Origin of the sequence: Enterobacter soli ATCC BAA-2102, assembly GCF_001654845.1 — a bacterium.
GTDB classification, from domain to species: domain Bacteria; phylum Pseudomonadota; class Gammaproteobacteria; order Enterobacterales; family Enterobacteriaceae; genus Enterobacter; species Enterobacter soli.
In genome coordinates, this window is record NZ_LXES01000026.1 from 119758 (window position 1) to 132213 (window position 12456).

Annotated in this window: 10 protein-coding genes; 6 read left to right on the plus strand and 4 right to left on the minus strand. The window is 53.0% G+C overall.

What is annotated here, in order from left to right:
- Positions 1-65 precede the first annotated feature (65 nt).
- The 3 genes from dgt to cdaR all read left to right on the plus strand — a co-directional run bounded on the left by dgt (position 66) and on the right by cdaR (position 4470).
- On the plus strand, positions 66-1580 hold the full coding sequence (gene dgt, locus M987_RS09745) for a dGTPase (protein WP_014068964.1): 1515 nt from the start codon (positions 66-68) through the stop codon (positions 1578-1580).
- Positions 1581-1711: 131 nt separating this feature from the next.
- Positions 1712-3157 (plus strand): serine endoprotease DegP, encoded by a 1446-nt coding sequence (degP, locus tag M987_RS09750; RefSeq protein WP_014068965.1) that lies wholly within the window; start codon positions 1712-1714, stop codon positions 3155-3157.
- A gap of 155 nt (positions 3158-3312) precedes the next feature.
- The gene (gene cdaR, locus M987_RS09755; RefSeq protein WP_014068966.1) at positions 3313-4470 is read left to right on the plus strand and encodes a DNA-binding transcriptional regulator CdaR; all 1158 of its coding nucleotides are present in this window, start codon (positions 3313-3315) and stop codon (positions 4468-4470) included.
- A gap of 60 nt (positions 4471-4530) precedes the next feature.
- Here cdaR and M987_RS09760 read toward each other — a convergent pair whose 3' ends face one another.
- The 4 genes from M987_RS09760 to map all read right to left on the minus strand — a co-directional run bounded on the left by M987_RS09760 (position 4531) and on the right by map (position 9421).
- Positions 4531-4920 carry a DUF3461 family protein gene (locus M987_RS09760; RefSeq protein ID WP_010426739.1) on the minus strand — a complete coding sequence of 130 codons (390 nt, stop codon included), beginning with the start codon at positions 4918-4920 and terminating at the stop codon, positions 4531-4533.
- A gap of 111 nt (positions 4921-5031) precedes the next feature.
- Complete coding sequence (gene dapD, locus M987_RS09765) at positions 5032-5856, minus strand: 2,3,4,5-tetrahydropyridine-2,6-dicarboxylate N-succinyltransferase (protein WP_014068967.1); 825 nt, start codon at positions 5854-5856, stop codon at positions 5032-5034.
- Positions 5857-5888: 32 nt separating this feature from the next.
- Entirely contained in the window at positions 5889-8564 is a 2676-nt protein-coding gene (gene glnD / locus M987_RS09770) for a bifunctional uridylyltransferase/uridylyl-removing protein GlnD (RefSeq protein WP_041162188.1), read from the minus strand.
- A 62-nt stretch (positions 8565-8626) separates the two neighbouring features.
- Complete coding sequence (gene map, locus M987_RS09775) at positions 8627-9421, minus strand: type I methionyl aminopeptidase (protein WP_014068969.1); 795 nt, start codon at positions 9419-9421, stop codon at positions 8627-8629.
- Between the two features lie 321 nt (positions 9422-9742).
- Between map and rpsB the strand changes: the two genes are divergently transcribed.
- The 3 genes from rpsB (at position 9743) to pyrH (ending at position 12313) form a co-directional block, all read left to right on the plus strand.
- Complete coding sequence (rpsB, locus tag M987_RS09780) at positions 9743-10468, plus strand: 30S ribosomal protein S2 (protein WP_003856207.1); 726 nt, start codon at positions 9743-9745, stop codon at positions 10466-10468.
- A gap of 117 nt (positions 10469-10585) precedes the next feature.
- Positions 10586-11437: a translation elongation factor Ts gene (gene tsf / locus M987_RS09785; RefSeq protein WP_006173611.1), complete on the plus strand. Its 852-nt coding sequence runs from the start codon at positions 10586-10588 to the stop codon at positions 11435-11437.
- A 150-nt stretch (positions 11438-11587) separates the two neighbouring features.
- On the plus strand, positions 11588-12313 hold the full coding sequence (gene pyrH, locus M987_RS09790) for a UMP kinase (RefSeq protein ID WP_004098747.1): 726 nt from the start codon (positions 11588-11590) through the stop codon (positions 12311-12313).
- Positions 12314-12456 lie beyond the last annotated feature (143 nt).

A 12456-nucleotide genomic window follows, 5' to 3' on the forward strand; every position in this document is an offset into this window, starting at 1 on the left:
CCTTGTTAAGATGCATAGTCTATCATGGGCTTTAGTGGAAGCGCATTTCTCACGCGGGGGAGCACATGGCGCAGATCGATTTTCGCACCAAAATTAACTGGCATCGCCGTTTCCGTTCTCCGCAGGGAGACAAGAGTGAGCACGAAATCCTGCGCATTTTTGAAAGCGATCGCGGACGCATCATTAACTCGCCTGCGATACGTCGTTTACAGCAAAAAACGCAGGTATTTCCGCTTGAGCGTAACGCCGCGGTGCGTACGCGCTTAACCCATTCCATGGAAGTTCAGCAGGTGGGCCGCTACATTGCCAAAGAGATTTTAAGCCGTCTCAAAGAGCAGCGCTTGCTGGAAACATACGGTCTTGATGAGTTGACCGGCCCGTTTGAAAGCATCGTCGAGATGGCCTGCCTGATGCACGATATCGGGAATCCACCTTTTGGCCATTTTGGCGAGGCTGCCATTAATGACTGGTTCAAACAGCGGCTTTTCCCTTCTGACGCCATCAGCCAGCCGCTAAGCGATGACCGCTGTGTTGTCCGGGACCTGCGTTTGCGGGAGGGCGAGGAAGCGCTTAACGAGCTGCGACGTAAAGTTCGCCAGGATCTGTGCCACTTTGAAGGAAATGCCCAGGGCATCCGGCTGGTGCATACCCTGATGCGCATGAACCTGACCTGGGCGCAGGTGGGATGCATCCTTAAATATACGCGTCCGGCATGGTGGATGGGTGAACCCCCGGCATCACACAGTTATTTGATGAAAAAGCCGGGCTATTATTTATCCGAAGAAGTTTATATTGAACGGCTGCGTAAAGAACTTTTACTGACGCCGAATGGCCGTTTCCCATTGACCTGGATTATGGAGGCCGCAGACGATATTTCCTATTGTGTTGCTGACCTCGAAGATGCCGTTGAGAAAAGAATATTCAGCGTTGAGGAGCTTTATCAGCATCTTTATGAAGCCTGGGGAAAACACGAAAAAGGGTCTTTGTTTGCTCAGGTTGTCGAAAATGCATGGGAAAAATCACGCTCAAATTCACTGAGTCGCAGTACAGAAGATCAGTTCTTTATGTATTTGCGGGTCAATACATTAAATAAATTGGTTCCCTACGCGGCCTCGCGCTTTATTGATAACCTGCCGCTGATTTTTAGCGGAGAATTCAATCACGCGTTGCTGGAAGATGATAGTGGTTTTAGCCAACTTCTTGAGTTATATAAGAATGTGGCCATGCGCCATGTCTTTAGTCATCCCGATGTTGAGCAGCTCGAGTTGCAGGGGTACCGGGTGATAAGCGGTTTGCTGGAAATTTATCGGCCATTGCTACAATTATCGGTCGACGAATTTAGCGAGTTGGTGGAAAAAGAACGCGTGCGCCGCTTACCGATTGAATCCCGGTTGTACCATAAACTCTCGACCCGGCATCGTCTTGCTTACGTTGAGGCGATTAGCAAGATTGACCGCCATTCTGTCCAGTGGCCGGTGCTGGAATATTATTATCGCTGCCGCCTTATTCAGGACTATATCAGCGGGATGACGGATTTGTATGCCTGGGATGAATACCGCAAGCTGATGGCGGTTGAATAATTTCGGAGTTTTGTAAAGACGACCAATAAATTTTTACTTTTTCCATAAACTTAATCCCGGAACTAAGCGGTATAAAACGAATCTGAGTTACACAGCAATTCTGCGTTATCTGTAAATCGAGATTGAGAAATATGAAAAAAACCACATTAGCAATGAGTGCACTGGCTCTGAGTTTAGGTTTAGCGCTGTCCCCTCTGTCTGCTTTTGCAGCCGAGACAGCGTCGTCGGCAGCAACCGCGCAGCAGATGCCAAGCCTGGCACCGATGCTCGAAAAAGTGATGCCATCGGTGGTGAGTATTAACGTTGAGGGCAGCACGACCGTCAACACGCCGCGGATGCCGCGTAACTTCCAGCAGTTCTTTGGCGATAACTCGCCGTTCTGCCAGGACGGTTCGCCGTTCCAGAGCTCCCCGTTCTGTCAGGGGGGTGGCGCAGGCGATGACAGCCAGGGCGGTAATGGCGGTGGCCAGCAACAGAAATTCATGGCGCTTGGATCCGGCGTAATTATTGACGCAGCAAAAGGCTATGTCGTCACCAACAACCACGTGGTTGATAACGCCAATAGCATCAAAGTTCAGCTGAGCGATGGCCGCAAGTTTGACGCGAAAGTCGTGGGTAAAGATCCGCGTTCTGACATCGCGCTGATCCAGATTCAGGATCCGAAAAACCTGACGGCGATTAAAATTGCCGACTCCGATGCCCTGCGCGTAGGCGATTACACCGTGGCCATCGGTAACCCGTTCGGTCTGGGTGAAACCGTGACCTCCGGTATTGTCTCCGCCCTCGGTCGTAGCGGCCTGAATGCAGAGAACTACGAGAACTTTATCCAGACAGATGCGGCTATCAACCGTGGTAACTCTGGTGGTGCGCTGGTTAACCTTAATGGTGAGCTGATTGGTATCAACACCGCGATTCTGGCACCAGACGGCGGTAACATCGGTATCGGCTTTGCTATCCCAAGCAACATGGTGAAAAACCTGACCGCTCAGATGGTGCAGTATGGCCAGGTGAAACGCGGTGAACTGGGTATCCTGGGGACCGAGCTGAACTCTGAGCTGGCAAAAGCGATGAAAGTGGATGCTCAGCGCGGTGCATTCGTAAGCCAGGTGATGCCGAACTCGTCCGCCGCGAAAGCGGGTATCAAGGCGGGTGATGTCATTACCTCCCTGAACGGGAAACCTATCAGCAGCTTCGCCGCACTGCGTGCAGAGGTGGGTTCTATGCCGGTGGGCAGCAAAATCACCCTCGGCCTGCTGCGTGATGGCAAGCCTGTAAACGTAAGCCTTGAGTTGCAGCAGAGCAGTCAGAACCAGGTTGACTCCAGTACCATCTTCAGCGGCATTGAAGGCGCAGAGATGAGCAACAAGGGCGAGGATAAAGGTGTGGTGGTGAACAACGTGAAAGCGAATTCACCGGCTGCCCGTATCGGCCTGAAAAAGGGTGATGTGATCATGGGTGCGAACCAGCAGCCAGTGAAAAACATCGCTGAATTGCGCAAAATTCTCGACAGCAAACCATCAGTGCTGGCGTTGAACATCCAGCGTGGCGACTCCTCACTCTATCTGCTGATGCAGTAATCCCGCCCAGGCTCCTGCTCGTTGCTGAGCAGGGGCTTTTTCGTTTCTGTGACCCTTTCCACAAGTCCATACTTATTCCCCTGACTTTGTGCATTCGCACAATGCGACAGCGATTGAACTCCCCTATGCTTGAGCTCTGCTCACAGGAGGGTTACATGGCTGGCTGGCATCTTGATACCAAAATGGCGCAGGATATCGTGGCGCGTACCATGCGCATCATCGATACCAATATCAACGTAATGGATGCCCGTGGGCGCATTATCGGCAGTGGCGATCGCGAGCGCATTGGGGAATTGCACGAAGGTGCGCTGTTGGTGCTCTCTCAGGGGCGCGTGGTGGATATCGACGATGCGGTGGCGAAACATCTCCATGGCGTACGGCAGGGCATTAACTTACCGCTGCGACTTGAAGGCGAAATTGTCGGGGTGATCGGCCTGACCGGGGAGCCGGAATCTCTGCGTAAATATGGCGAGCTGGTCTGCATGACGGCAGAAATGATGCTTGAACAGTCGCGCCTGATGCACCTGCTGGCGCAGGACAGCCGGTTGCGCGAAGAGCTGGTTATGAATCTTATCCAGGCAGAAGAGCACACTCCTGCACTCAGCGAGTGGGCGCAGCGTCTGGGTATCGATCTTAATCAGCCGCGCGTAGTGGCGGTGATTGAAGTGGACAGCGGTCAGCTTGGCGTGGACAGCGCGATGGCGGAGCTACAGCAACTGCAAAATGCGCTGGCAACACCAGAGCGCAACAACCTGGTGGCGATTGTTTCTCTGACCGAGATGGTGGTGCTCAAACCCGCACTCAATCAGTTTGGGCGCTGGGACGCCGAAGATCACCGTCGCCGGGTTGATCAGCTTATCGCGCGGATGAAAGAGAACGGCCAGCTTCGTTTTCGCGTTGCGCTGGGGAACTACTTTACCGGACCGGGCAGCATTGCCCGCTCCTGGCGAACCGCGCGCACTACTATGATGGTGGGCAAGCAACGGATGCCCGAGAGCCGTAGCTACTTCTATCAGGATCTGATGCTACCCGTTCTGCTCGACAGCCTGCGAGGTGGCTGGCAGGCCAATGAACTGGCGCGCCCGTTAGTACGACTGAAAGCAATGGATAACAACGGCTTGCTGCGGCGTACATTGCAGGCGTGGTTTCGCCATAACGTGCAGCCTCTGGCTACATCGAAAGCGCTGTTTATTCACCGTAATACGCTGGAATACCGGCTTAACCGGATCTCGGAACTGACGGGGCTGGATCTGGGGAATTTCGATGACAGGCTGTTGTTGTATGTGGCGTTGCAGCTGGATGAGCAGAGATAAAGGGTTTCACCCTCTCCCTGTGGGAGAGGGCCGGGGTGAGGGCATCAGGCCGCACCCAACTTATTTATTGCGAGTTAATTTCTCAAGATCCGCTTCAATTTCGCTGATCTTGTTGGTAACAACGCTTTCCAGATGACGCAGGTCATCAAGGATCTTACGTTTGAGATCGACTTCGGTGCGATCGCGCTGGCAGATCTGATCGAGTTCATCGATCACATAGCGCAGGTTCGGGCTAATTTCCTGAACCTCTTTGTATCCCTGACCGATGCCATCGGCAACGACGGTCTTACGCTGGCGTGGGTATTTAAACTTCACGCTCTTGGCGAAAAACTCTCCTTTGTCCTTGTGAAAATAGATTTTCAAAATATCGTTATTGGCTTCCTGACGGAGGCTGTAACGATCAATTTCATCAGGATTGGTAATGCCCAGACTTTTCAGATTATCGTACATAGCGGTACCCTTGATCTCAACATAACCTTTGAATAATTAACGAAAAAATCTATTTTCGCCACCCTCAGATACAAAAAAAGCGGGGTCGCCCCCGCTTTTTGTTATACCCGATTAATCGATGGTGCGCAGCAGTTCATTGATACCTACTTTGCCGCGCGTTTTCGCATCGACTTTCTTCACGATAACCGCACAGTACAGGCTGTATTTGCCATCTTTTGACGGCAGGTTACCGGAAACAACCACGGAGCCTGCTGGTACGCGGCCGTAATGTACTTCGCCGGTTTCACGGTCATAAATACGGGTGCTCTGGCCGATGTAAACGCCCATGGAGATAACAGAGCCTTCTTCCACGATAACGCCTTCAACCACTTCAGAGCGTGCGCCGATGAAGCAGTTGTCTTCGATGATGGTTGGGTTCGCCTGGAGCGGCTCCAGAACGCCACCGATACCCACGCCGCCAGACAGGTGGACGTTTTTACCGATCTGCGCGCAAGAACCTACTGTCGCCCAGGTATCCACCATAGTGCCTTCGTCAACGTAAGCACCGATGTTCACGTAGGATGGCATCAGCACGGTGTTGCGAGCGATGAATGCGCCCTGACGAACTGCTGCTGGCGGAACCACGCGGAAACCTTCTTTCTGGAAGCGCGCTTCGTCGTAGTCAGCGAATTTCATCGGGACTTTATCGAAGTAGCGGCTTTCTGCTCCGTCGATAACCTGGTTATCGTTGATACGGAAAGAGAGCAGCACGGCTTTTTTCAGCCACTGATGAGTTACCCACTGACCGTTGATCTTTTCTGCTACGCGCAGTGCGCCGGAATCCAGCAGGGAAATCACCTGGTTAACGGCTTCACGGGTAACGGTATCCACATTTGCCGGGGTAATCTCGGCGCGACGCTCAAAAGCGGACTCAATAACGTTCTGTAACTGCTGCATTGTTTACTCTTTCCATTTCACTAAAAAACACGTCACCCTTTATCGTTTGGATTGAGGGCTGCTGTCAACCGTTGTTGCACTTCAAGTTGCAGGTCATTATTAAGGGCACGCCGGTCGGCGGTCGCGATTATAAATAAATCTTCTACTCGCTCGCCAATGGTTGTAATTCTGGCCCCGTGAAGCGAAATTCCCAGATCGGCAAAAACCTGACCCACGCGGGCGAGTAGCCCTGGCTGGTCGAGCGCGATCAGCTCCAGGAACGATTTACGGTCGGTATGGGTCGGCAGGAAATTGACCTCGGTATCGACGGTAAAGTGCCGTAATTTCGCGGGCTGACGACGTGGCTGCGGCGGTTGCCAGCTGTGCTGGGTAATCGCCTGCTCCAGGCCAAAGCGTATCCCTTCGTGCCTGTCCGACGACAGCGGGCTGCCATCCGGTTCCAGCACAATAAAGGTGTCCATCGCCATGCCGTCGCGGGTGGTAAAAATCTGCGCGTCGTGAACGCTCAGGTTTCGTCTGTCCAGCTCGGCGCAAACTGCGGCAAACAGATAGGCACGGTCCGGGCTCCAGATAAAGATCTCCGTACCGCCGCGTGTGGCCTGCGGGCTCAGCAGGATCATCGGCTTCGACAGGTCGTGCTTCAGCAGATGCCGAGCGTGCCACGCCAGCTGATTTGGGCTGTGGCGGACAAAGTAGTTCGCCCGACAGCGCGCCCAAATCTGATGCAACGCCTCTTCATCAATGTTATCCATACGCAATAACGCCAGCGCCTGTAGCTGGTGATGGCGCACGCGCTCGCGCATATCCGGGGTGTTCTGCATCCCGCGGCGCAGCTGTTTTTCGGTGGCGAAGTAGAGTTCGCGCAGCAGGCTTTGTTTCCAGCTGTTCCACAGCGTTTCGTTGGTGGCGCAGATATCCGCTACCGTCAGGCAGACCAGATAGCGCAGGCGGTTTTCCGTCTGTACCTCTTCGGCGAATTGCTTGATGACTTCTGGATCCTGGATATCACGACGCTGCGCCGTGACCGACATCAGCAGGTGATGGCGTACCAGCCAGGCCACAAGCTGCGTTTCTCGTGAATTGAGTCCATGCAGTTCGGCAAATTTTAGAACATCCTGCGCCCCGAGCACCGAGTGGTCGCCACCACGGCCTTTGGCAATGTCGTGGAACAGGGCGGCAATCAGGATCAGTTCCGGGTGCGACAGACGTGGCCAAAGTTCAACGCACAATGGGTGGCGAGAGCGGGTCTCTTCCTGAGCAAAGCTTTCCAGCTTGAGCATGACGCGGATCGTGTGTTCATCCACCGTGTAGGCATGGAAAAGATCGAACTGCATCTGGCCGACGATATGTGACCACTGGGGCATGTAGGCCCACAATACACTGTGACGGTGCATGGGCAACAGGCCACGGCTTACAGCACCAGGATGGCGGAGCATACTGAGGAACAGTGAACGCGCTTCCGGGATATAGCACAGGGGTTGTGTCAGATGACGGCGTGCATGGCGCAGATGACGCAGGGTAGTGGAGTAGATCCCGGTGATCGCGCTGTTGCGAACCATGGTGTAGAACATACGCAGGATCGCTTCTGGCTCTCGAATGAACAGCGTTTCGTCGCGCAGATCGATAAGCGTGCCGCGCAGCTGGAATTCATCGTCAATCGGGCGCGGTTTTTCGTCTGCCGTCAGCGCCAGGATCGCCTCATCGAACAGCTGCAACAGCATCTGGTTCAGTTCGGTCACACGGCGAGTCACACGGAAGAAATCCTTCATCATATGCTCGACGGGCTCGTTGCCTTCGCCGCTGTAATTCAGGCGTTGGGCAACGCTGAGCTGACGGTCGAATAGCAGGCGGTTGTCATAGCGATTCAGTTCCAGATGCAGGGCAAAGCGAATACGCCAGAGCAGGTGCAGACATTCATTCAGCTCATTACGTTCGGCTTCGGTCAAAAAGCCGAAACCCACCATCTCATCCAGAGAGGTGGCGCCGAAATGGCGCCGGGCCACCCACTGTAAGGTATGGATGTCGCGCAGGCCGCCTGGGCTGCTTTTGATATCGGGCTCGAGGTTATAGCTGGTGCCGTGGTAGCGCTGATGGCGCTGGTTTTGCTCTTCGACCTTCGCGGCAAAGAACTTTTCTGATGGCCAGAAGCCGTCGCTGAAAATGTGTTTCTGTAGCTCCAGGAACAGCGCGACATCGCCAATCAACAGGCGGGTTTCAATCAGGTTAGTGGCAACGGTAAGGTCAGATAACCCTTCCAGCAGGCACTCTTCAAGTGTGCGCACACTGTGGCCGACTTCCAGCTTCACATCCCAGAGCAGCGTCAACAGCTCGCCAATTTTTTGTGCTTGTTCGTCCGGGAGTTTCTTGCGGCTCAGGATCAGCAGGTCAATGTCGGAGAGGGGATGAAGTTCACCACGGCCATAGCCCCCGACGGCAACCAGTGCGACATCGCTAATCTGCCCGAAACCGTAATCGATCCATAAGCGTTGCAGTAGCTGGTCGATAAACTCGGTTCGCGCTTCAATCAACTGTTCGGCAGAGATGCCTGCGTCGAAAGCACTGCCCAGCCAGCGCTGGAAGACATCCATATGTGCTTTGATGTCGGCACAGGTCAGCTCACGCTGCGGCCAGACGCCGGGGTTATCGGGCTGATCGGGGAGGGTGGGAAGTGCTGTGTTAGCATACTGTTCGGGTAAAAGATTACTCATCGCGTGCCACCCATAAGAAAAAGCTATCGCCATTAAAAAAGCCGGCATTTGCCGGCTTTTCATCATTCGTTGTGCGTCAGTATCGCCGGGATGGTGTCATCCTTGCGCAACGTCATAATTTCGCAGCCGTTGTCTGTCACCACAATAGTATGCTCGTACTGCGCAGACAAGCTTCTGTCTTTGGTTTTCACTGTCCAGCCATCTTTCATGGTACGGATGCGGTAGTCGCCAGAGTTGACCATCGGTTCAATGGTGAAAGTCATCCCTTTTTGCAGCACCACACCGCCGTCATCGGCATCATAGTGCAGAACCTGTGGCTCTTCGTGGAAGACGCGGCCAATGCCATGACCGCAATATTCGCGCACCACAGAGAAACCTTCGGCTTCAACGAATTTCTGGATAGCGGCACCAATGGTGCGCAGACGGATACCCGGCTTAACCATTTTCAGCGCCAGGTAGAGGCTTTCCTGCGTCACTTTGCACAGGCGCTCACCCAGGATGGTTGGCTTACCGACGATGAACATCTTTGAGGTGTCGCCGTGATACTCGTCTTTAATAACGGTCACGTCGATGTTCACAATGTCGCCATCTTTCAGCAGTTTTTCGTCATCCGGAATACCGTGGCAAACCACTTCATTAATAGAGATGCAAACGGATTTCGGGAAACCGTGATAGCCGAGGCAGGCGGAGACTGCATGCTGCTCGTTCACGATATAGTCATTACAAATGCGATCCAGTTCGCCGGTGCTGACGCCCGGTTTCACGAACGGCTCGATCATTTCCAGCACTTCCGCGGCCAGACGACCGGCGACGCGCATCTTTTCAATTTCTTCAGGTGTCTTAATAGAGATAGCCATGTAATCTGTCCATCGGTGTCGATTTTTTCGACAATACTAGTTCAAGTGTCGTCAATGGTATCAGTCAGGCGCACCCCGTGCCAAACTGAGAATCATTAACAGCACACTCAGCCAACAACTGTTGGTGTCTGGTCGTGTTTTGTGGTATAAAGCGCGCCGGACTTCCGATCCATTTCAGATACACAGGGTGGACGGAAGCGACAAATCTCACTTTGTGTAACAACACACACGTATCGGCACATGTTCCGGGGTGCCCTTTGGGGTCGGTAACATGGGATACGTGGAGGCATAACCCCAACTTTTAATATAGAGGTTTTAAACATGGCAACTGTTTCCATGCGCGACATGCTCAAGGCTGGTGTTCACTTTGGTCACCAGACCCGTTACTGGAACCCGAAAATGAAGCCTTTCATCTTCGGCGCACGTAACAAAGTTCACATCATCAACCTTGAGAAAACTGTACCAATGTTCAACGAAGCCCTGGCTGAGCTGAACAAGATCTCTTCCCGTAAAGGTAAGATTCTGTTCGTTGGTACTAAGCGCGCTGCAAGCGAAGCTGTGAAAGATGCTGCTAACAGCTGCGATCAGTTCTTCGTGAACCATCGCTGGTTGGGCGGCATGCTGACCAACTGGAAAACCGTTCGTCAGTCAATCAAACGCCTGAAAGATCTGGAAACCCAGTCTCAGGACGGTACTTTCGACAAGCTGACTAAGAAAGAAGCGCTGATGCGCACTCGTGAACTGGACAAGCTGGAAAACAGCCTGGGCGGTATCAAAGATATGGGCGGCCTGCCAGACGCGCTGTTCGTAATCGATGCAGACCACGAGCACATCGCAATCAAAGAAGCTAACAACCTGGGTATCCCGGTATTCGCTATCGTTGATACCAACTCCGATCCGGACGGTGTTGACTTCGTTATCCCGGGTAACGACGATGCAATCCGTGCTGTTAGCCTGTACCTGAGCGCTGTAGCTGCTACCGTTCGTGAAGGCCGTTCCCAGGATCTGGCTTCTCAGGCGGAAGAAAGCTTCGTAGAAGCTGAATAATAAGGTTTCACCCCTTATTAGTACCGTGTATGAATAGGGGCCAATTATCGGCCCCTTTTTTCAATTTATACTGTTTGGCTTCTGGCCGGGCAGTTCACATCTCCCGAGGATTTAAGAATGGCTGAAATTACCGCATCCCTGGTAAAAGAGCTGCGCGAGCGTACTGGCGCAGGCATGATGGATTGCAAAAAAGCGCTGACTGAAGCGAACGGCGACATCGAGCTGGCAATCGAAAACATGCGTAAATCCGGTGCGATCAAAGCAGCTAAAAAAGCAGGCAACGTTGCTGCTGACGGCGTGATCATCACTAAGATCGACGGCACCTACGGTATCATTCTGGAAGTTAACTGCCAGACTGACTTCGTTGCTAAAGATGGCGGTTTCCAGGCATTTGCGAACAAAGTACTGGACGCAGCTGTTGCTGGTAAAATCACTGACGTTGAAGTTCTGAAAGCACAGTTCGAAGAAGAACGTGTTGCTCTGGTTGCTAAAATCGGTGAGAACATCAACATCCGTCGCGTTTCTTCTCTGGAAGGTGACGTTCTGGGTTCATACCAGCACGGTGCTCGCATCGGTGTTCTGGTTGCTGCTAAAGGCGCTGACGAAGAGCTGGTTAAACAGCTGGCAATGCACATCGCTGCAAGCAAGCCAGAATTCGTTAAACCAGAAGACGTGTCTGCTGAAGTGGTAGAGAAAGAATACCAGGTTCAGCTGGACATCGCGATGCAGTCTGGTAAGCCAAAAGAAATCGCAGAGAAAATGGTTGAAGGCCGCATGAAGAAATTCACCGGCGAAGTTTCTCTGACTGGCCAGCCTTTCGTAATGGATCCAAGCAAGTCTGTTGCTCAGCTGCTGAAAGAGCACAATGCTGACGTAACTGGCTTCATCCGCTTCGAAGTGGGCGAAGGCATCGAGAAAGTTGAGACTGACTTCGCAGCAGAAGTTGCTGCAATGTCCAAGCAGTCTTAATGATTGAAAAGGAGCCGCCTGAGGGCGGCTTCTTTTTGTCACCCGTCACAGGAAATCAGACAGGCTCCAGTATCGCTGTGCTGATTTGCGGCATATCATGTCGCCAGAATTAACCCCCATCTTAATCGTTGACAGTCTCAGGAAAGAAACATGGCTACCAATGCAAAACCCGTGTACAAACGCATTCTGCTTAAGCTGAGTGGCGAAGCGCTGCAGGGATCGGAAGGCTTCGGTATTGACGCAAGCATCCTTGATCGCATGGCACAGGAAATCAAAGAACTGGTCGAACTGGGTATCCAGGTTGGCGTGGTCATTGGCGGTGGCAACCTTTTCCGTGGTGCTGGTCTGGCGAAAGCGGGGATGAACCGCGTTGTGGGTGACCACATGGGTATGCTGGCAACCGTCATGAATGGCCTGGCAATGCGTGATGCACTGCATCGCGCCTATGTGAATGCCCGCCTGATGTCCGCGATCCCCCTGAATGGCGTTTGCGATAATTACAGCTGGGCAGAAGCCATCAGCCTGCTGCGCAACAACCGCGTGGTGATCCTCTCCGCCGGTACGGGTAACCCGTTCTTTACCACCGATTCCGCTGCCTGCCTGCGCGGTATCGAGATCGAAGCCGATGTGGTCCTGAAAGCGACCAAAGTAGACGGCGTGTTTACTGCCGACCCGGCAAAAGATCCTTCTGCCACCATGTACGATCAGCTGACTTACAGCGAAGTGCTGGATAAAGAGCTGAAAGTGATGGATCTTGCCGCCTTCACGCTGGCTCGCGACCACAAACTGCCGATCCGTGTCTTCAATATGAACAAGCCTGGCGCGCTGCGTCGCGTGGTTATGGGCGAAAAAGAAGGCACTTTGATCACGGAATAATTTCCGTTGGCGATAAATACAGGTAAGATTCCGCTTTATTTTGTAGTGGTATCTTACCCGGGCGCGCCTTTGGCGTTGTCATGAATTAAACGCGACTATACTTAGCACACCTGTAGCAGCTGTGCTGGCGGATAGTCTGCCTG

What these genes read in the sequence shown, in the direction of transcription:
- dgt (WP_014068964.1), top strand. Translation starts at nt 66, where the DNA reads ATGGCGCAGATCGATTTTCGCACCAAAATTAACTGGCATCGCCGTTTC.
- degP (WP_014068965.1), top strand. Translation starts at nt 1,712, where the DNA reads ATGAAAAAAACCACATTAGCAATGAGTGCACTGGCTCTGAGTTTAGGT.
- cdaR (WP_014068966.1), top strand. Translation starts at nt 3,313, where the DNA reads ATGGCTGGCTGGCATCTTGATACCAAAATGGCGCAGGATATCGTGGCG.
- M987_RS09760 (WP_010426739.1), bottom strand. Translation starts at nt 4,920, where the DNA reads ATGTACGATAATCTGAAAAGTCTGGGCATTACCAATCCTGATGAAATT.
- dapD (WP_014068967.1), bottom strand. Translation starts at nt 5,856, where the DNA reads ATGCAGCAGTTACAGAACGTTATTGAGTCCGCTTTTGAGCGTCGCGCC.
- glnD (WP_041162188.1), bottom strand. Translation starts at nt 8,564, where the DNA reads ATGAGTAATCTTTTACCCGAACAGTATGCTAACACAGCACTTCCCACC.
- map (WP_014068969.1), bottom strand. Translation starts at nt 9,421, where the DNA reads ATGGCTATCTCTATTAAGACACCTGAAGAAATTGAAAAGATGCGCGTC.
- rpsB (WP_003856207.1), top strand. Translation starts at nt 9,743, where the DNA reads ATGGCAACTGTTTCCATGCGCGACATGCTCAAGGCTGGTGTTCACTTT.
- tsf (WP_006173611.1), top strand. Translation starts at nt 10,586, where the DNA reads ATGGCTGAAATTACCGCATCCCTGGTAAAAGAGCTGCGCGAGCGTACT.
- pyrH (WP_004098747.1), top strand. Translation starts at nt 11,588, where the DNA reads ATGGCTACCAATGCAAAACCCGTGTACAAACGCATTCTGCTTAAGCTG.